Below are 17,784 nucleotides of genomic sequence, written 5' to 3' on the forward strand. Positions count from 1 at the left end.
CGAGACCCGCAGCGCTCCGCACGCGCTCGATCCCCGGACAGCGGACCGCGACGACACGCAGCCGGAACGGCTATCGAGCGGGCTTGATCGAGAGTTCGGCCACCTCGACGACAGCATCGTCCGGCATGTCGGGGTAGTAGTTCTCGCGGAGCTGCTGCCCGAAGAGCCGCATGTCCGTCTCAGGAGGCTGGCGCGCCTGTTCTGCGGTGAGGGTGTCGAGCCGGTACTGGTGCACGGCGGTGATCGTGCCGGCCAGCGGTTCGGCAGCCGGGTGGTCGTCGAACACGAACGTCGCATCGCCGACCCGCACGGATTCGTTCCACCGGACGGTGGTGACCTTCTCGCCGCTGATGATCGCTTCGTGGTGCTTCTGGTGGAAGTGGACGGTGGACGGGTCGGAGTCGGTCATGCATCCACCTTGCCGGATGGCGATCGAAGGGCGCGGGAGTCCGACGGCGCGCTGTCCAGCGAGTGAGCCTGCAACGCTTCTCAGCGCACCTGGTCGCGTCCGGTCATACGATCGTCTCACGAGCGCAACCCCGGCAGGTCCGGCGCGAGTGCGACGACTTCCGTGACGAGACGAACGGGTTCATCGCATGCACGCAATCGTCGTCGGGGGCGGTGTCGCAGGCCTCGCCACAGCCATCGCGCTGCACCGAGCAGGGCACGTCCCGATCGTGCTCGAGCGGAGCACCGGCGCTGCAGACGACGCCGGATCCTGGTTGCAGGTGGCCAGCAACGGGGTCGGAGCGCTCCGTGCGCTCGGTCTCGGCGCCGCCGTCTCGAAGATCGGGGTCCCGACGCCGCGGTTGCAGACCTTCGACCCGAAGGGGCGGCTGACCGCGGAGCTCCCGCTCGGGCTCCAGCAGGAGGAGGGCGCGACCCGTTCGCTGCAACGAGCCGATCTCCACCGGCTCCTCCGGACCGACACGGAACAGCGGGGCATCACGATCATCCAGGGCGCCCGGGTGCTGAGCGCTGTCGACGAGGGTGACCGGGCGAGCGTGCTCACCGAGACGCTCGAGCGGTTCACCGCAGACATCGTCGTCGGCGCCGACGGCATCGGTTCCGCTGTCCGACGCACCTTCGGGAGCCACGGACCCGAGCACGGTGGCGCAACCCCGACGGATGTGCTGGCTCCCGTCGTCAACATCGGTGGCAGTTCCTCCGGCACCGGGCTCACGGAATCCGAGACCGGTCCCGCAGGCACCCTGCAGTTCCGGTTCGGCAGGGATTGCTTCGTCTGCACGTTGCGGGTCGACGCTTCCACCGTCATGTGGTTCGCGAACCCCCGGCTCAGCGCCGTGGACGGCGGCGCCTCAGCTGCAGTCGGGATGACCGGAGCCGAGTGGGTCGCGATGCTCCCGCGTCTCGTCGGGCGGGACGTCCTGCCGACGCCTGCCCTGCTGGCGGGCTCGGCCGACGTGGACGTGTGGGCGTCGCGCACCACGCCGCGCCCGGTGCGGTGGGGATGCGGGCGGGTGGTCCTCGTCGGGGACGCGGCACACGCGATTCCTCCGACGGCGGGGCAGGGTGCTTCCCTCGCTCTCGAGGACGCCGTCATCCTCGGTTCGCTGGTGGCGAGTGGCGTGCCGGCAACGACCCTTGCGGTCCACATGCACGAGCGACGCGGTCAGCGTGTGCGCGCCATCACGCGCCAAGGGGAGTTGTTGGACACGAGCAAGACGCTCGGCAGGGTGGGATCCATCGTCCGCGATCGGTTCGTCCTGCCCGGCGCAGCGTTCACGGCGCGGCGAGACCGTGGGGGACCTGCGGCGTGGATGTACCGGTTCGACCCGTCGACCTGATCCGCGACGAACCTCCGAGCAGCAGGGTGCAGTGAGCACTCCCGCCACGCACCTCGGTCAGCCGCGGTCTCGCGCCATCCCGGCCTCGGTGTTGCGGGCGCCGACGACGACACCGTGCGGTGCGGCCGCCTCGATGCGATCCAGGTCGCCGTCGGTGAGCACCACGTCGGCAGCGGCGACGTTCTCCTCGACACGCGATGCCCTCGTGGTGCCGGGAATCGGCACGGTACCGGCCCGGATCAGCCACGCGAGGGCGAGCTGCGCCGTGGTGACGCCCTTCTCGTCTGCGATGACCGTGAGTGCGTCGACGATGCGGAGGTTCGCGTCGATGGCTTCGTCGGAGAACCGGGGGAGGTTCCGTCGGGCGTCGCCGGCGGGGAGGCCGTCCTTCCTGGTGATGTTCCCGGACAGGAACCCCCGCCCGAGCGGTGAGAAGGGCACAAACCCGATGCCGAGCTCCCTGGCGGTGTCGAGGACGCCGTTGTGTTCGGCGTCACGCTCGAACAGGCTGTACTCCGACTGGATCGCGGTGATCGGGAACGTCGCGTGCGCACGGCGCAGGGTCTCGGCGGAGGTCTCCGAGACGCCGATGGCACGGGCCTTGCCGGCGGTGACGGCTTCAGCCATCGCACCGATCGTGTCTTCGATCGGCACGTTCGGGTCGGCGCGGTGCAGGTACCAGAGGTCGACGTGGTCGGTGCCGAGGTGGCTGAGGGAGCGGTCGATCGCGCGGCGGGCGTGCTCGGGGGACCCGTCGAGTCCGATCGGGGTGCCGTCGTCGGCGAAGTCGGTGGCGAACTTCGATGCGACGACCACGCGGCCCCGGTCGGCGCCGAGGACCCGGCCGAGCAGCTCCTCGTTCGCGAACGGCCCGTACGCCTCTGCCGTGTCGAACAGGGTGATCCCCGTGTCGAGTGCGCGGCGGATGGTCTCGACGGACCCGGCTTCGGTGGCACCGCCGTAGAAGGCACTCATCCCCATGCACCCGAGCCCGAGTGCGGACGTGACGAGGCCTTGCGAGCCGAGGGGGAGTTGCTGCACGGGAGTGCTCCGTTCTTCTCCGGGGAGGACCCGGGCGAGGATGACGATCCACCCTGGTGCGCACACCATGTCAAGTGCGAGACTGCGCCCTGTGCTGCTTCCCGAGGTCCACGTCGTCGAACCGGTGACGATCGGCGTCGCGGCGGACGTGCTCGGGATCACCATCGACACGATCCGCTACTACGAGAAGGAAGGCATCGCGCCCGCGCCCGAGCGTGGTCCGGATGGATGGCGGCGGTACGACACGGCTGCGCTGCGCTGGCTCGCCGGGACGGTGATGCTCCGCGGTACGGGGATGAACGTGCGGGAGATGCGTGAGTACGCGGCCGCGTACCGAGCCGGTGCCGATGACGCCGAACGACTCGCGCTCCTCGAGCGCCACCACGCGGTCGTGCTGGAGCGACAGGGTGAACTGCTCCGTCACCTGGCCGCGTTGGAACGGAAGATCGACGCGTACCGCCAGTCGATCACCGACGGGAACGTGCGACCGTCGGGCGGATCAGCTGCCTGAAGCCCTGGTCCGTTCGTCCGGCCTCCGGCCCACGTTGAGCAGCGGGCCGCAGTCCGCGGAGCAGGAGCCGGCGCACCGGGACCTCCACCGCGTCGTGCAGGACGGACGCGACGGCGAGTGCGGCCACCAGGGCGAGCAGGGTCAGGAGCACGCTGGTCACGTCTCCGTCGGCCGTGCCCGGGGGTCGGAAGGCCAGCACCGCGTCGATCGTCAGGAGATGGACGAGGTAGAACGCGAACGACCTGGTCCCCAGGTGCACGAGCAGCGGAGACGACAGGCCGGTGGTGCGTCCTTCGACGTCCGCCCTGGCGAGCGCGGGCAGCAGCAGCGAGAACCCCACGACCGTGCAGCCGGTCAGTGCGAAGCGCGACGTGGGGTGCAGGTCTGCGGCGAGGAGGCCCGCGACCGTCAGCAGGACGGGGACCGCGAGTCGTGGTCCGCGCCAGGCGCCCGAGCGCACCAGGGCAGCGGTGAGGGCACCGAGCAGGAACTCCGGGAACCGTGCCGGTGGCCAGCTCGCCGGGACCGGAGAACCGGGCAGGTGCGGCACGAGCACCGGCGCGACCAGGACGAGGACGGCTGCCAGCGCGGCGAGGGCCGCGAGCACGGCGGGGTGCGCGGAACGGAGCAGCTGGATGAGGAACGGGAACGTCAGGTAGAAGAACGCTTCGCAGGTCAGCGACCACGACACCGGGTTCCCGGCTTGCCACCACGGGGCGTGCCAGGCGTTGACGAGCAGGACGTTCGCCACGAGGGCTGCCGGCGACGTCGTCCGGATGCCCGGCAGAAGTGTCGCTGCCACGATGATCGCGGCGAGGACGGCGACCAGGTGGAGCGGCCAGATCCGCGCGGCACGGCGGGCCCAGAAGCGCAGTGCGGCTCGCACCGGTCCCGCGGTGTCGTCGTCCGCGCGGTCCGACCAGGCCAGGACGAAGCCGGAGAGCATGAAGAACAACGAGACGCCGGTGTCGCCGCTACCGACCACGGCACTCAGGGCCGTCTGCGCGGTCCCGTCGAAGTACCGGAGGTTCCGCACGTGGTAGGCGAACACCCCGAACGCCGCGACCCAGCGCAGGCCGGTCAACGACGGCAGGACGGGGTGCTCGAGCGCGGGGTCGGTTCTGGACATGCCCTCATCGGAACAGTCGGCACGTCAGCCGGGCGTCTGGTCGAGCGCATACGCTCCGCATACATCCGATCTGCTGTGCTGACCGGGTCCGGATCGGCCGGAGCAGCGAGGAGCGACGTGCGGGTACTGGTGGTGGAGGACGAGCCGTTCCTGGCGGAGGCGATCCGCGCGGGCCTGCGGCTCGAGGCGATCGCCGCCGACACGGTGGGCGACGGGTTGGCCGCGCTCGATCAGCTGGCCGTCCACACGTACGACGTGGTCGTGCTCGACCGGGACATCCCCGGTCTGCACGGGGACGACGTCTGCGCCCGGATCGTCGCTGACCCGGAAGCACCGAGCGTCCTCATGTTGACGGCGTCGACGACACTCGCTGAGCGCGTCCACGGCCTCCAGCTCGGGGCCGACGACTACCTCGGGAAGCCCTTCGACTTCGAGGAGCTCGTGGCACGCCTCCGGGCGCTGAACCGTCGAGCACGTCGCGCGGTCGCACCGGTCCTCGAGACGGCTGGTCTCCGGCTCGATCCCTTCCGACGCGAGGCCTACCGCGACGGCCGCTACCTGCGCCTGGGGCGCAAGGAGTTCGCGGTCCTCGAGGTCCTGCTGCGTGCCGACGGCGGGTTCGTGAGTGCTGAGCAGCTGCTCGAGCAGGTGTGGGACGAGCACGCTGACCCGTTCACCAACGCGGTCCGGCTGACCATCTCGACGCTGCGGAAGAAGCTCGGCAGTCCCGACGCCATCCGGACGCTGCCCGGTGTCGGGTACGCGGTCGCGCCGGGTCCTGTGCACGAGGGTCCGGAAGCATGAGGATCGCCGCGCTGCGCCGTCTGTCGATCCGGGCGCGCCTCACCCTGACGTACACGGCGCTGATCCTGCTGACCAGTGCCGTCATGCTCGCGGTCGTCTTCGCAGTCCTCGCCATCGTGCCCGGCTACGCGTTCACGGCGGGCCCGTTCCCCTACGGATCGACCCACGACGTGTACGAGATCACCGGCCGCGACGACGTCCTGCGCCTCTTCGTCATCGTCTCGGTCCCGGCGTTGCTCGTGGTCGGGGGCATCGGTGGTGTCGTCAGTTGGCTCGTCGCGGGCAGACTCCTCCGCCCGCTGCGCGACATCATCACGACCGCCGACCGGCTCGGTGCCGGCACGCTGGACGCCCGGGTGGACGTCTCGGGTCCACCGGACGAGATCCGCGACGTCGGTGCGACGCTGAACCGGATGCTCGACCGCCTGGAGACCGCCTTCGTCAGCCGGTCGCGGTTCGCGGCGAACGCCTCGCACGAACTCCGGACGCCGCTCGCCACGATGAAGACGATGCTCCAGGTCGCCCTCCGCGCACCCGACGGGCCGAACCGGACGCAGACCCTCCAACGGCTGCTCGTCACCACGGACCAGATGATCCGCATGACGACGGCGCTGCTCGACCTGGCACGTGGGGACGAGCCCATCGACGCACGCCCGGTGTCGCTCCGCGACGAGGTCGCGGCCGCGCTGCTGGCGGTGGACGCAGAACGCCTCGCCCGGCGGATCGTCGTGTCGGTGCAGCTCGACGACGTCGTCGTGCTGGGCAACCGACCGTTGCTCGGGCAACTCGTCGGCAACCTGATCCTCAATGCCGTGGTCCACAACGTCTCCGGCGGGAGCCTACGGGTGGTGCTCGACGCTCGGTCCTCCGAGCTCCGGGTCGAGAACGACGGCGAGGTGATCCCGACCGACGAGGCGCACGAGTTGACGGAGCCGTTCCGACGACGCCACCGCACGCGGACGGACGGGAGCGGGCACGGGCTCGGCCTGCCGCTCGTCGCGATGATCGCGGCCGTCCACGGTGCGGAGCTGACCCTGACGGCGCGAGCTGTCGGCGGGTTGACCGCTTCGACCCGCTTCCCGGATCGGCAGCCACCAGATCCGGTAGGACCCAGCCGATCGGCACCCCGGGTCCTCGGCGATCACCCCGGCGTCCGGTAGCGTCAGCGCCATGACCGAGACGCAGCGACGCACTCTGCTCGAACGGCTGATCGGCAAGCCCCTGCCGTGGCTCGTCTGGGGGTGGGCGGTGATCGCCCTGGTCTGGCTGGTGCTGGCCGTCGTGGAGCCGTCCCGGTTCCACACCGAGATGGCGGTCCTCTGGGGCATCCTCGTCGCCGTGCAGATCGGCTCGGTGCTCGTTGCCCGTGCGCACAGCCGCAAGCGTGCTCGGGACGCAGGGAAGGACTCGTGACCGGTCCAGGGCCGGGGCGACCAGCGCGATGAACCCGACCGAGGACGCCGACGCCGATGCCGAACGTGCGCGGTTGGAACGCATCGCCTGGGGAGCCGCGTCCACGCCGGCCGACGCGGCCGACGCGCGGAGTGCCCTCGCCGCCCGCTCCGGCGCCGATCTGCACAACGCCGACCCGCACAGCGCCGACCGCGCACCCGGAGCCGACGCGCACGGAACGCGAACCGCCGACCGCGCACCCGCAGCCGACGCGCACGGAACGCGAGCCGCCGACCGCGGAACGGATGCGGACGACCGCGGCAGGGGCCTCCTGGCCGGCGTCCGCCGACGAGCCGCTCGCATCCGACGCTCCGACCACCGCGTCCTCTGGACCGTCGGCGCAGCCGCCGTCGTGATCGGTTTCTTCGCGGGGACCGGGGTCGGACTGTCGCTGGGGGCGCGCCCCGTCGACCCCACGAACACCGTCACGCCGCCAGCCGGGGCGGTGACGATCGACCGGCGGTTCGAGCAGCCGCAGACCGTCACCGACCGGCCGCCAGCGGGGATCGCGACGCCGATGGAACGCTCGAGCACCCGTCTGGTGTTCACGAACCGATCGCTGTCGGGCGACGACGCGGCGACACCGTGGAACGTCTGGGCCGGGGTCGGTCGGGACGGTTCGACGATCTGCCTCGTCGCGTCGGCCGACCAACTCGAGGGCACGAGCGCCTGCTGGCCGCGCGGGGCGGCGCTGCACGGACGGGTGTCGCTGTCGGCGACGGCGCTCAGCGGGACGCTGACGGTCCGTCTGGTCGGCGGCGGGGTCCGGGCATCGGTGACGACCGGCGCCGAACCGATGTACACCGCAGGTCCGGTCGGCTGATACGCGAGCCCGAGCGGCGCGCCGTCGATCGGACCCGTAGGCTCCGAGTCGGACCGACCGGTGCACGGGGCGCACGGCGGGATCCGAGGGGGAACCACATGTCCATCACATCCAGGATGACCACGGCGGGGACAGCGGCGGCGATCGTCGCGCTCGCACTCTCCGGCTGCGCCGGCACCGGCACGACGGCGCCGGGGACGCAGCGGGCCGCACCGCAGTCGTCGACGCCCACGCAGACACCGACGCCGACACCGTCGGCTGCACCCACCGTCGACGCTGCCACGAAGGACCTGTCGTTCGAGGACGGCGCCGCGCTCTCGTCGAGCACCCTGCCCGCGTTCGGGCTCGAGATCTCGGCACTCGACGGCTGGGAGCAGACCGGCGAGGACCCGACCAGCGGGTCCAGGGAGTACACGAACGCCGACGGCTCCGTGGCGACCATCACGCAGCAGCGGCTCACCGACCTCGACCCGACGATCGGGGACCGTGCCGCCACCGAGCAGCTGTTCACGGCGGCGGGGCTCCCGGCCGACCGACTCGAGGAGCAGCTGCTGCCGACGATGACCGGTGGGACCGCGCAGTTCCTGTCGATCGCCGGGCACAACACGGACGGTTCGTGGTCGGCGACGGTCGCGCGCGCCTTCGCGAAGCCCGGGGCCGCGCTCATCGTGAAGGTCCGGACGACGTCGCAGGGGGCGCTCCGCCCGGACCTGCACGACATCCTGATCAACGCGAAGGTGGTCGTCGCCTAGGACGGGACCGGAACCGGAACGGAACCGGAGCACGGGCCGCCGCGACGGGCCGCCGCGACGGGTCCCTATGCTGAGTCCTCGTGCGCCGCTCCCTCCGTCTGCTGACCGTCCTCGTGATCGTCTTCGTGTTCGCCGCCGGGCTCCTGGGGTCGGTGGTGTTCGTCCAGCGCGTGCTGGCGGATCCGGGCAGTGACGTTGCGTGGGTCGGTGTCGTCCGGAGTCTTGCTCTCCTGGTGATCGGGGTCGTGCTGACGCTGCGTGGACGGCGTGCCCTGCCTGCCCTCGTCGAAGCGATGGACCTGCACGCGGCGGTCGGCCCGCTCCGGCCGCTCACGATCGTGGTGTGGGCCTTCCTCGGTGCCACCATCTACTCGACCCTGCGCGGCTGGACGGTGATCGTCCCCGTCGCGGCCGTCGTCGGTGCGGTCGTCATCGGGTTGCCGTTCGTCGAACGCTTCCTGGACCGGGTGCTCGCCCGGCAGGCGGCGCAAGCCGACGCCGAAGCCGCGACACCGGTCGCTCCGGTCGCACCCGCCGGGACCGCCGCCGACGCGTGAGACAGCAAGCGAGACGGCACGCGGGATGGACGTGAGACGGTCACGAGACGAGACGGGAGGCCCGGTGCCAGCTGGCACCGGGCCTCCCGTCTCGTCGTCGACGCGGCCTGACCGCCCCTGCCGACCCCCACGGGTCGGCTCGCGTCAGCGCTCCGCGCGCCCGGCGAACCGGTACCGGAACCCGGGCACACCGTCCGCGGTGACGACCACGTCGTAGTAGCCCCACTCGTCGAGCGGCCAGTGCATCGTCTTGTGCCCGGACCCACGGACGTGCGCGGTCTCGCGGTGCTCGACGAAGTCGTTGGCCACGAGTTCGAAGCGGAGTTCGCCCGTGCCGGTGTTCTCGAGCAGGAGCTGCAGGGTTCGCCGGCCGCGGGTGTCCCGGACGACGGAGACGTGCGGGACACCACCGGTCGCCCGGCCGCCGACCGTGACGGTCCCGGCGAAGCGCCGGAGGAACCGGTCGGGTCCGTAGACGCTGACGTCGTACGCGCCGCCGGTCGTCGTGGTGTCCCACACCCAGTCGGCGCTCGCTCCCACGGGGACGGTCTTCGGGTGGGCGGCGAACGGCATCGCGGTGTTCGGGTACACCAGGAAGTTGACGCCCTGGCGGCCGTCGTTCGCGAGCGCCACGGTGACCCGACCGGTGCGGTGGTCGACGGTCGCGTCCGCGTGCTGTCGGTAGGGCAGGGGCCGACGGCGGACTGTGCCGGGCTCCTCGACGGGCACCGTCTGCGCGCCGATCGCGGGTTCCTCGATGGGCGGCTTGGCCTGGTCGGCGTCGGCGGCAGCGACCAGCGCGCGGGTCTGCTCGATGCCGGGGACGACGTCGGCGCCCGGGATGCTCGGGTCGGGGGCACTGAAGTCGAAGCAGCTGGTCAGGTCGCCGGAGACTGTCCGTCGCCAGTCGGAGATGTTCGGCTCGCGGACCCCCGTGACGTGTTCGAGGAACTGGATCACGGAGGTGTGGTCCGCCACCTGCGAGTTGACCCACCCGCCACGACTCCAGGGGGACACCACGGTCATCGGCACGCGGGCACCCATGCCGATCGGCAGGCCGTCGACGTACTCGTCCGGGGTGCCCGGTTCGGCGAACGGGGGGACGACGTGGTCGAAGTAGCCGTCGTTCTCGTCGTAGTTGACGAGCAGGACGGTCGAGGCCCAGGTGTCCGGGTTGCTGAAGAGTGCCTGCACGACGGCGTTCGTGTAGTGGGCGCCGTAGTCCGGGCTGGCCGCGGGGTGCTCGCTCCAGCCGTAGGGGGCGACGACGTACGACACGGTGGGCAGGCTGTTGGTCGCGCAGTCCTGCCCGAACTGGCTGAGCAGGTGGGTGACGTCGAGGCCCTTGCCGGAGTTCGGCTTCCACCCGTCGTGCAGCCCGGCACGCGCGGCGAGCTCCTGCTGGGCGGGGTCCGAGGATGCGAGGGCGCGGTGGTACTGCTCGAACAGCCAGAGCGGGTTGTCGCCGTAGTCGCCGACGTAGGGGTCGGCGGAGCTGTCGCCGACCTCGTCGTTGGCGTAGGTCTTCCAGGTGACCCCGGCCGCCTGCAGGCGTTCGGCGTAGGTGGTCCAGGCGAACACCGGTTCGTAGTCCGCCGGGTTGTCGGTCGCCGGTCCGCCCTGGGTGCCGCGGGGGTCGATCGTGCCGGACCACTGGTACAGGCGGTTCGGCGTCGTCGGCCCGTTGAGCGAGCAGTGGTAGTCGTCGCAGACCGTGAAGGCGCCGGCGAGTGCGCGCTGGTAGGGGATGTCCTCGCTCGTGAAGTAGCCCATCGTCTGGGCGCTCTTCGCGTCGACCCACCGGTTCCAGGCCCCGCCGTTCCACGCGGTGTGCCCGCCACCCCAGGAGTGGTCGAGGCCGTCGGCGTTCTGCGCGTTGAACCGCGTGGTGTCGAGCCGGAACGGCAGCATGGCGCCGCCGTCGGTGCGGGCCGCTGCCGGCTGGTGGAAGACGTCGTGTCCGGTCGGCAGCTCGAGCGCCTGCTTGTCGGAGAACCCTCGGACCCCGGGCATCGTGCCGTAGTAGTGGTCGAAGGACCGGTTCTCCTGCATGAGCACGACGACGTGCTTGACGTCGGCGATCGTGCCGGTGGGGACGGCACGGGCGGTCGCGGCGCTGGCACGGTCGGCCGCGCCCGGTCCGAACGCGGAGCCTGCGGCGACGCCGGCCATGATCGCCGCCGCGCCGCCGACCAGGACCGTGCGGCGGCTCAGACCGGGGCGGACCGCTGCGGTGTACGCGGCGTCCGGGGTCAGCGGTGGTGCGGCGTCCAGGCTGACGTCGGGTGCGCCGTGTTCGGGCTTCCTCGTGCTCATCGCGGGCCTTCCAGATCGGTGGGGAGTGCGGGCGCTGCGGGGGAAGAGCACCCGTCAGCATGACAACGAGGTGCGCTGAACCGTGCCTGGCCCGGTCGTGGCAGCGGGGTGAACGCGTCCGGTGGAATCGGGATCGACCTGTCCAGGTGCGCCGTGGCAGGACCCTGTCATCTCAGGGTGGCTGCCACCAGAACTCCGACGCACCTGGACAGGTGGAGCTGGGGCGGGGGAGGATCACGGGGTGCGACCACTGTTCCGGGACCTCGCCGAGGACCTCGCCGACCGGGTGCTCCGCGGTGAGTTCGACGCCACCGGGCTCCTGCCGGGCGAGCACGACCTGGCCGCCGACTACGGGGTGGCGCGCGGCACCGTGCGGAATGCCCTCGGTCTGCTCCGCGACCGGCAGGTGCTGACGGCGCGTCCGGGGTCCCGTTGGCGTGTCCGGACCGCGACGCTCGGCCACGACGCCGGCGCGCTCGAGTCGTTCGGTCAGCTGGCTCGGGCCAGGGGACACGAGCCGGGTGGTCGGGTGGTGGCGGTCGAGGAGCGCCCCGCCACGATGAGCGAGCGGCGGTTGTTCCACGCCGCGCCCGACGAGCCCGTCCTGCACGTCGCGCGGGTGCGCTCCCTGGACGGCGTCGACGTCATGCTCGAGCGCACCGCCTACGCGCCGTGGGTCGCCGCGGTCATCCGGACGATCCCGGGCGGGCAGACGTCGGTGTCCGCGACCCTGCAGGACCGGTTCGGCATCCGGGTCGGCTCCGCCGTCACCACCGTGGACGCGCTGCTGGCGGACGACGCCGACGCCGCGCTCCTCGGGGTGCGGCCCGGGGCGGCGCTCCTGCAGGTCCGCCGGTCGAGCACCGCCGAGGACGGCCGACCGCTCGAGGCCGGCGACGACCGGTACGTCGCCGGGACGGTGCCGCTCCGGATCCGGACGGCGTCCGCAGCGGCACCGCGGGTCGGCGCCGGGCCCGACGACGCGGGATGAGACGGACAGGAGGCGCGGTGCCAGCCGGCACCGCGCCTCCTGTCCGTCTCCGTGCAGCCCCACGACGTGGGCCGGCAGGCGGGGTCAGCGTCGCTGGGTGCCGCCCGCGGTGGCCGCGGCGACGGCCGCCGCCAGCCCGGCCTCGATGACGTCGACGGGGTCCGGCAGGGCCGCGATCGACGCCGCCACCTGCCGGCTGCGGGCGCGGTGGGTCGACGTGCTGAGGACCTCGAGGACGGCCCGACGGATCGCCCGAGGCCGTGGTGTCCCGGAACGCAGGTTCCGCCCGCACCCGGCCCAGGCCACCCGGGCGGCGACCTCCGGCTTGTCCTCGGTCGACCCGGCCACCACGAGCGGGACGCCGTGCGCGAGGGCGCGCTGCACCCCGCCGAACCCACCGTTCGTCACGACGACGCTGCACCGCGGCAGCAGCTGGTCGTAGGGCAGGAAGGTCGCCACCCGGGCGTTCGCGGGCAGGGCGGTGCCGAGTGCGCGCTCGAGCTGGTCGACCGGGCGGCCTCCCGTGGTCGCGACGACGAGGACGTCCTCGTCCGCCAGGGCGCGCAGGGTCGGCGCGAGGAGCCGGCCGAGGTCGACGGTGTCGATGGTCCCCTGGGTGACGAGCACCACCGGGGTGTCGGTGTCCAGGTCGTCCCACCACGCGGGCAGGTCGGCCGCGGAGGTCGGCGCGGAACGGGCCACGACCGGACCGACGAACCGGACCGTGTCCGGGAGCTCGCGGCGCGGGTACTCGAGCTCCCGGACGCTCATCTGGAACAGGGTGTCGAACGCGCGGTACGCGAAGTCGAAGGTGTCGATCGTCGACGGCGGTGCCCCCACCTCGGCGAGCACGGCGTCCACCGCGCGACGCAGCGGCCGGGTGAGGACGGGGTGGAGCGCCGCCGTGAGCAGTCGGTTGCGCGCGCGAGCCACCGGCCCGCGACCCGGGGGGAGCGCGGTGCCGAAGGGTGCCGCGTCGACGCTGGTGAGCGTCACCGGGGTGGTCGCGATCCCGAGCACGGGCAGACGCTCCGCGGGCGGCAGGGCCAGGTACGGCGCGAGCCCGGTGAACGACGCTTCGCCGAGCACCGCGTCGAAGCGCCCCGCTGCCAGCAGCGCCGTCAGCTCCCGGTACTGCGACGGGATCGCCCGGACGAACATGGCGATGATGCCCTCGCGGACGACCGCGATCCCGCGTGCCGCACTGGCGTCGGCGAGCCGCTCCTGCAGGTCGGCGTCGTCGAAGTCGACGTCGGCCGGCAGCGCAGCGGACCGGAGCCCCGCGCCGACGACGAGCTCGCGGTACTTGGTGCCGGTCAGCACGGTGATGTCGTGGCCGCGCACCGCGAGGGCACGTCCGACGTCGACGAGGGGCGCGAGGTGGCCGTAGACGGGCGGTGAACAGAGCAGGTACGAGGACACGGGGCCGCTTTTCGACGCTGGGGATGACCGGACGCTCGGAGCGTAGGTGCGGCGAGCACGCGCGTGGCGCGGCACGGACTGGGAATGGGTGAGAGTCCTCGAGCATCCGCACCGGGGCGTTAGGGTCGCTGCATGACCACACCCGCGGGGGCGAGTTCGGGCAACGGCTACTGGCGCGGCCAGATCTGGGCGACGGCCCTGCTCGGCGTCGGGATGGTGGCGTGCAGCGTCGTGCTCTTCCTGGCGGATCCCGACGAACCGGGACGCGGGCTCCTGACCGCGTTCGGCGGCCTGCTCTTCCTCACCACGTTCGGCTGGGCGGTCGACGCGGCGACCCGATCGGACCCCCGACAGCGCGCGCTCTTCGCGTGGGCCGTCGCCCAGCACGAGGCCGCGGGGCACGGCAACGACGTCCTCGCGCTGGCCGATGCCGCCCGTGCCCGCGACGGTGCGCTCGACGCCGAGCGGATCCGGGCACTGCAGGCGCTCCGGCCCGACAACCCGTACCCGGGCGGCCCGCTCGACGACGGCGCCGACAGCGTGGGCGGCGAGCCGGACGACGCCGGCGCGAACCGGCTCGGCATCGCCCTGCTCGCGCTGTTCTTCGCCCTGACCGGCCTGTACTGCAGCTGCTGGCCGTCGGTGTTCGTGCTCGGGTGGCCGTTCCAGTTCATCGCGTCGATCCTGGCCGTGGTCGCGATCGTGCGGCCGGGTCGCGGGCGACGGCTCGGCGTCGTCGCGGCGATCGTCTCGGTGCTCGGCACCCTGGTGACGGTCGGCGCGCTCGTGTGGGGCGTGGTCGAGGGGGTCGGCAGCTAGCTGCCCGCGGTCGCGCGTGCGGCCCGCGACGTGCGCGGTGGCGGACGGGAGGCGCGGTGCCGGCCGGTGTCGCGCCTCCCGTCCGTCGTCACGCGGTCCACGGCGTGGGCTGGCGCCGCGCGCCGCTGCGGTGCCGGGACCCAGCAGGATCCTCAGCGCGTCGTCGCCGTTCGCCGGCGGACGAGGGGGTCCGTGCGCGAGGATCCAGGGGTGTCTCGTCGTGCGGCTGCTGTCCGGACCACCGTGGTGGTCGCGACCCTGCTGGTCGGTGTCGCCTTCGTCACCGCTCCGTGGCTCGGGATCGGGCGAGCGCCGGTGCTCGCCGCCGTGCTGCCGGCACGTTCCCTCGTGACCGTGGGGCTGGCCGCCGTCGGCCTCGCGCTGCTGCTCGTCGCCGTCGTCGTGCGTCGCGTGCGACTCGTTGCCGCGTCGGTCGGTGTGGTCGTGCTCGTCGTCGCCGTGGCCAACACGGCCGTCCTCGGCGCGCGGGGGTGGGACGTCGGGGCCGTCAGCGGTGCGGGTGACTCGCTCCGGGTGTTCGAGTGGAACACCAACGGGGGACTCGTCGGTCCGCAGGGTGTCGCCCGGGCGGCGCTGTCCGCACGGGCGGACGTCGTCGTGCTGCCCGACGCGGGGGACCGACGCGCTGCCGCCGCGGTGGCGCGTTCGATGGGCGAGCACGGTCGGCCGGTGCGGCTGTTCATGCGCCGGCAGGGCGCGCAGGTGGCGGTGCTCGTCCGCGCCGACCTGGCCTCCGGAGCATCGATGCGTCCCGGTGTCGACCCGGTGAAGACGATGACGGTGTCCGGACCGTCGATCCCGACGATCGTCGCGGTGCACGCCCCGCAGCCGGTGCTGCCCGGCGGCCTGGCGGGCTGGCGGACCGACCTGCGGTGGATCGGTGAGCAGTGCGGCCGCGGCGCGGACGTCATCGTGTCGGGGGACTTCAACGGATCGGTCGACAGCTTCGACGGCGGCCGCCTCGGGTCGTGCCGGGACGCCGCGTCGGCCGTGCACGCCGCGGCACTCGGCACGTGGCCGACGTGGCTCGATCCGCGGCTGGCGATGCCGATCGACCACACCCTGGTCGGTCCGTCGGCCGGTCCGTCGGCCGGTGTCGTCCGGTCGTGGAGCGTGCTGACGGCCGAGGACCACTCGGGTGCCCGGCACCGGCCCACCCTGACGGTCGTCACGCGCACCTGAGGCGGACCACGGCCCGGTTTCGGCGTGCGGGGCCGTTCTTCGGCGTGCGCGGCCTTGTTCCGGCCTGTTTCGGCGTTCGCGGGGCCCTGTTCCGGCCCGTTTCGGCGTGCGTGGGGCGCGTCAGGTGGGAACAGGCTCGCAACGTCGTCGAAACACGCGCACGGTGGGGTGGGTGCATGGACGTCACCACCACGGATCGTGCCCCCGCTCGCTGGTACCAGTCGCTGTTCGTGCAGATCGCGATCGGCGTCGCCCTCGGCATCGCGGTCGGGGTCTGCTTCCCGGCCGCGGCGCCGGTGCTCAACGTCGTCGGGCAGGGGTTCATCCGCCTGATCGAGATGGTGATCGCGCCGCTCGTCTTCATCGTCGTGGTGACCGGCATCGTGCACGTCGGCGACCTGCGGTCGGTGGGACGGATCGCCGGCAAGGCGATGGTCTACTTCCTGCTCGCGTCGTCGTGTGCGCTCGTGTTCGGTCTGCTGGTCGGCAACCTCGTGCGCCCCGGCGCCGGCCTGCGGATCGACCCGTCGTCGCTCGACGCCTCGGCCGTGGCGGCGAAGACCGCGGGCGGCACGGCTCCGGACGCCGGCACCTTCATCCTCGACCTCATCCCGTCGAGCGTCGTGAACGCGTTCGCGACGAACGACATCCTGCAGGTGCTCGTCTTCGCGGTGTTCGTCGGCGCGGCCATCGCCGCGATCGGGAGCGAGCGTGCGCGGCCGCTGGTCCGGGGGCTCGACCTGTGCCTCGAGGTCGTCTACCGGATCCTGGGCTGGGTCATGCGCCTGTCGCCGCTCGGTGCGTTCGGCGCGATGGCGTACGTGGTGGGGCAGTACGGCATCGACACCCTGGGGTCGTACGGACTCCTCATCGCCGCCTGCTACGGCGCCGCGGCGGTGTTCATCGTGGCGTTGCTCGTCGGTGGGCGGCTGCTGTCCGGGGTGCCGATCTGGCGGTTCGTGTGGCACACCCGGGCCGAGTTCGGGCTGGCCCTCGGCACCGCGTCGACCGAGGCCGTGCTGCCGCGGATGATCACCCGGCTCACCGAGGTCGGCGTCTCACGGAGCGTCGCCGGGCTCGTCGTGCCGACGGGGTACTCGTTCAACCTGGACGGGGCGGCGATCTACCTGTCGATCTCGCTGCTGTTCCTGACGCAGGCGTTCGGGGTGCCGTTGACGCTCGAGCAGCAGGTCGCCGCGCTCGGGGTGCTGCTGCTGACGTCGAAGGGCATGGCCGGGGTGCCGGGGTCGTCGTTCCTGGCGCTGTCCGCGACGGCGACGAGTCTCGGGCTGTTCCCGGTCGCGGGCGTCGCGCTGCTGCTCGGCGCCGACCGGATCATGGACGCGATGCGGGTGAGCGTGAACCTGCTCGGCAACTGCGTCGCGACGCTGGTGGTGGCGCGGTGGCAGGGTGCGCTCGACCGTGAGCGGGTGGACGCGGTGCTGCGGCCCGGGCGCGGGGTCCGGCCGTCGTCGGAGCCGGAGTCTGCTGCGGGTGGTTCGGGTGCTGCGGGTGCGGCCGCGGTGACGGCGACGGCGCGGGTTCGGTGAGGGGCCGCGGCGCGGTCAGCGGTCGAGGACGGCGCGCTGCTGGTCGTACTGCTGGCGGGTCCGGTGTCCGCCCATCTTGCGCACGACTGCGCCCGAGGGGTCACGGGTGATGCGCCACCAGATCGCGGTGCAGAGCGACGTGGTCGGCAGGATCGTCCCGAGTCCGATCAGGAGCTGTCTGCCGAGATCCGTTCGCCAGGGCAGCCCGGACAGCTCGAGCACCGTGATGACGATCGCGCCCACGACGAGGTTGATCAGACTGCTCCAGAGCTTCCGCACGGTGCGCTGACGTGCCGCGTCGAGTTCCGGCAGCTGCGCCAGCGGGAGCGTCGAACCGATGTGCTCACGCGGTTCGCCGCCGACGATGACGGCGGCCGGGCCCGGGGCTGCAGCAGCGGCGTCGGTGTCCGTGGCGGGGCGCCACACCAGGTAGTCCAGGTGCTCCACGTCGTCGTCGATGCGGAACCATCCGCCTTCGAAGTCGCCGGCAGCGGCGTCGGGATCGGCGTGGGGAGTGGTCGTGGTCACGTCGGTCATCTTGGCAGCAACCGGTGCCGCTGCGGCACCACCGCTTCGGGGGTGGAACGGAGGCGACGGTCGCGGGGC

18 protein-coding genes are annotated in these 17,784 nt (G+C 72.4%); 12 read left to right on the plus strand and 6 right to left on the minus strand.

Annotated features, from left to right (window positions below; genetic code table 11):
* Positions 1-70: 70 nt before the first annotated feature.
* A complete protein-coding gene (locus ACL00U_RS07440) occupies positions 71-409 on the minus strand; it encodes an ASCH domain-containing protein (RefSeq protein WP_071251453.1) in 339 nt (112 codons plus the stop codon).
* A gap of 187 nt (positions 410-596) precedes the next feature.
* On the opposite strand from ACL00U_RS07440, the gene ACL00U_RS07445 reads away from it, so the two are divergent.
* Positions 597-1,808, plus strand: coding sequence for an FAD-dependent oxidoreductase (locus tag ACL00U_RS07445; RefSeq protein ID WP_071251454.1), 1,212 nt, complete (start codon positions 597-599; stop codon positions 1,806-1,808).
* A gap of 57 nt (positions 1,809-1,865) precedes the next feature.
* On the opposite strand, the gene ACL00U_RS07450 is transcribed toward ACL00U_RS07445, so the two are convergent.
* Entirely contained in the window at positions 1,866-2,849 is a 984-nt protein-coding gene (locus ACL00U_RS07450) for an aldo/keto reductase (RefSeq protein WP_017885717.1), read from the minus strand.
* Between the two features lie 91 nt (positions 2,850-2,940).
* On the opposite strand from ACL00U_RS07450, the gene ACL00U_RS07455 reads away from it, so the two are divergent.
* On the plus strand, positions 2,941-3,360 hold the full coding sequence (locus tag ACL00U_RS07455; RefSeq protein ID WP_056068351.1) for a MerR family transcriptional regulator: 420 nt from the start codon (positions 2,941-2,943) through the stop codon (positions 3,358-3,360).
* Here ACL00U_RS07455 and ACL00U_RS07460 read toward each other — a convergent pair.
* The gene (locus ACL00U_RS07460; RefSeq protein WP_412874008.1) at positions 3,317-4,489 is read right to left on the minus strand and encodes an acyltransferase family protein; all 1,173 of its coding nucleotides are present in this window, start codon (positions 4,487-4,489) and stop codon (positions 3,317-3,319) included. The genes ACL00U_RS07455 and ACL00U_RS07460 overlap by 44 nt on opposite strands.
* A 117-nt stretch (positions 4,490-4,606) precedes the next feature.
* Between ACL00U_RS07460 and ACL00U_RS07465 the strand changes: the two genes are divergently transcribed.
* The 6 genes from ACL00U_RS07465 to ACL00U_RS07490 all read left to right on the plus strand — a co-directional run bounded on the left by ACL00U_RS07465 (position 4,607) and on the right by ACL00U_RS07490 (position 8,877).
* Positions 4,607-5,293, plus strand: coding sequence for a response regulator transcription factor (locus tag ACL00U_RS07465; protein WP_040418670.1), 687 nt, complete (start codon positions 4,607-4,609; stop codon positions 5,291-5,293).
* Positions 5,290-6,453 carry a sensor histidine kinase gene (locus ACL00U_RS07470; RefSeq protein WP_412874009.1) on the plus strand — a complete coding sequence of 388 codons (1,164 nt, stop codon included), beginning with the start codon at positions 5,290-5,292 and terminating at the stop codon, positions 6,451-6,453. Before ACL00U_RS07465 ends, ACL00U_RS07470 begins: the two co-directional genes overlap by 4 nt.
* 10 nt (positions 6,454-6,463) lie before the next feature.
* Positions 6,464-6,706, plus strand: coding sequence for a hypothetical protein (locus ACL00U_RS07475; RefSeq protein ID WP_056068356.1), 243 nt, complete (start codon positions 6,464-6,466; stop codon positions 6,704-6,706).
* Between the two features lie 28 nt (positions 6,707-6,734).
* A complete protein-coding gene (locus ACL00U_RS07480; RefSeq protein ID WP_071251457.1) occupies positions 6,735-7,568 on the plus strand; it encodes a hypothetical protein in 834 nt (277 codons plus the stop codon).
* Between the two features lie 98 nt (positions 7,569-7,666).
* On the plus strand, positions 7,667-8,320 hold the full coding sequence (locus ACL00U_RS07485) for a hypothetical protein (protein WP_159556418.1): 654 nt from the start codon (positions 7,667-7,669) through the stop codon (positions 8,318-8,320).
* Between the two features lie 80 nt (positions 8,321-8,400).
* Positions 8,401-8,877, plus strand: coding sequence for a hypothetical protein (locus tag ACL00U_RS07490; RefSeq protein WP_056068362.1), 477 nt, complete (start codon positions 8,401-8,403; stop codon positions 8,875-8,877).
* 144 nt (positions 8,878-9,021) lie between these two features.
* On the opposite strand, the gene ACL00U_RS07495 is transcribed toward ACL00U_RS07490, so the two are convergent.
* On the minus strand, positions 9,022-11,193 hold the full coding sequence (locus ACL00U_RS07495) for a phosphocholine-specific phospholipase C (protein WP_412874010.1): 2,172 nt from the start codon (positions 11,191-11,193) through the stop codon (positions 9,022-9,024).
* 241 nt (positions 11,194-11,434) lie between these two features.
* On the opposite strand from ACL00U_RS07495, the gene ACL00U_RS07500 reads away from it, so the two are divergent.
* Positions 11,435-12,184, plus strand: coding sequence for a GntR family transcriptional regulator (locus ACL00U_RS07500; protein WP_017885707.1), 750 nt, complete (start codon positions 11,435-11,437; stop codon positions 12,182-12,184).
* 84 nt (positions 12,185-12,268) lie between these two features.
* Here ACL00U_RS07500 and ACL00U_RS07505 read toward each other — a convergent pair whose 3' ends face one another.
* Positions 12,269-13,606: a nucleotide disphospho-sugar-binding domain-containing protein gene (locus ACL00U_RS07505; RefSeq protein ID WP_412874011.1), complete on the minus strand. Its 1,338-nt coding sequence runs from the start codon at positions 13,604-13,606 to the stop codon at positions 12,269-12,271.
* A 132-nt stretch (positions 13,607-13,738) separates the two neighbouring features.
* Here ACL00U_RS07505 and ACL00U_RS07510 point away from each other — a divergent pair, with 132 nt between their 5' ends.
* The 3 genes from ACL00U_RS07510 to ACL00U_RS07520 all read left to right on the plus strand — a co-directional run bounded on the left by ACL00U_RS07510 (position 13,739) and on the right by ACL00U_RS07520 (position 17,178).
* Entirely contained in the window at positions 13,739-14,425 is a 687-nt protein-coding gene (locus ACL00U_RS07510; RefSeq protein ID WP_412874012.1) for a hypothetical protein, read from the plus strand.
* Positions 14,426-14,635: 210 nt separating this feature from the next.
* Positions 14,636-15,628: an endonuclease/exonuclease/phosphatase family protein gene (locus ACL00U_RS07515; RefSeq protein WP_412874013.1), complete on the plus strand. Its 993-nt coding sequence runs from the start codon at positions 14,636-14,638 to the stop codon at positions 15,626-15,628.
* A 176-nt stretch (positions 15,629-15,804) separates the two neighbouring features.
* Positions 15,805-17,178: a cation:dicarboxylate symporter family transporter gene (locus tag ACL00U_RS07520; protein ID WP_259552407.1), complete on the plus strand. Its 1,374-nt coding sequence runs from the start codon at positions 15,805-15,807 to the stop codon at positions 17,176-17,178.
* A 15-nt stretch (positions 17,179-17,193) separates the two neighbouring features.
* Here ACL00U_RS07520 and ACL00U_RS07525 read toward each other — a convergent pair whose 3' ends face one another.
* The gene (locus ACL00U_RS07525; RefSeq protein ID WP_139179712.1) at positions 17,194-17,706 is read right to left on the minus strand and encodes a hypothetical protein; all 513 of its coding nucleotides are present in this window, start codon (positions 17,704-17,706) and stop codon (positions 17,194-17,196) included.
* Positions 17,707-17,784 lie beyond the last annotated feature (78 nt).

It is taken from the genome of Curtobacterium poinsettiae (genome assembly GCF_047226435.1).
Lineage (GTDB): Bacteria > Actinomycetota > Actinomycetes > Actinomycetales > Microbacteriaceae > Curtobacterium > Curtobacterium poinsettiae.

What these genes read in the sequence shown, in the direction of transcription:
- ACL00U_RS07440 (WP_071251453.1), bottom strand. Translation starts at nt 409, where the DNA reads ATGACCGACTCCGACCCGTCCACCGTCCACTTCCACCAGAAGCACCAC.
- ACL00U_RS07445 (WP_071251454.1), top strand. Translation starts at nt 597, where the DNA reads ATGCACGCAATCGTCGTCGGGGGCGGTGTCGCAGGCCTCGCCACAGCC.
- ACL00U_RS07460 (WP_412874008.1), bottom strand. Translation starts at nt 4,489, where the DNA reads ATGTCCAGAACCGACCCCGCGCTCGAGCACCCCGTCCTGCCGTCGTTG.
- ACL00U_RS07470 (WP_412874009.1), top strand. Translation starts at nt 5,290, where the DNA reads ATGAGGATCGCCGCGCTGCGCCGTCTGTCGATCCGGGCGCGCCTCACC.
- ACL00U_RS07475 (WP_056068356.1), top strand. Translation starts at nt 6,464, where the DNA reads ATGACCGAGACGCAGCGACGCACTCTGCTCGAACGGCTGATCGGCAAG.
- ACL00U_RS07480 (WP_071251457.1), top strand. Translation starts at nt 6,735, where the DNA reads ATGAACCCGACCGAGGACGCCGACGCCGATGCCGAACGTGCGCGGTTG.
- ACL00U_RS07485 (WP_159556418.1), top strand. Translation starts at nt 7,667, where the DNA reads ATGTCCATCACATCCAGGATGACCACGGCGGGGACAGCGGCGGCGATC.
- ACL00U_RS07495 (WP_412874010.1), bottom strand. Translation starts at nt 11,193, where the DNA reads ATGAGCACGAGGAAGCCCGAACACGGCGCACCCGACGTCAGCCTGGAC.
- ACL00U_RS07510 (WP_412874012.1), top strand. Translation starts at nt 13,739, where the DNA reads ATGACCACACCCGCGGGGGCGAGTTCGGGCAACGGCTACTGGCGCGGC.
- ACL00U_RS07520 (WP_259552407.1), top strand. Translation starts at nt 15,805, where the DNA reads ATGGACGTCACCACCACGGATCGTGCCCCCGCTCGCTGGTACCAGTCG.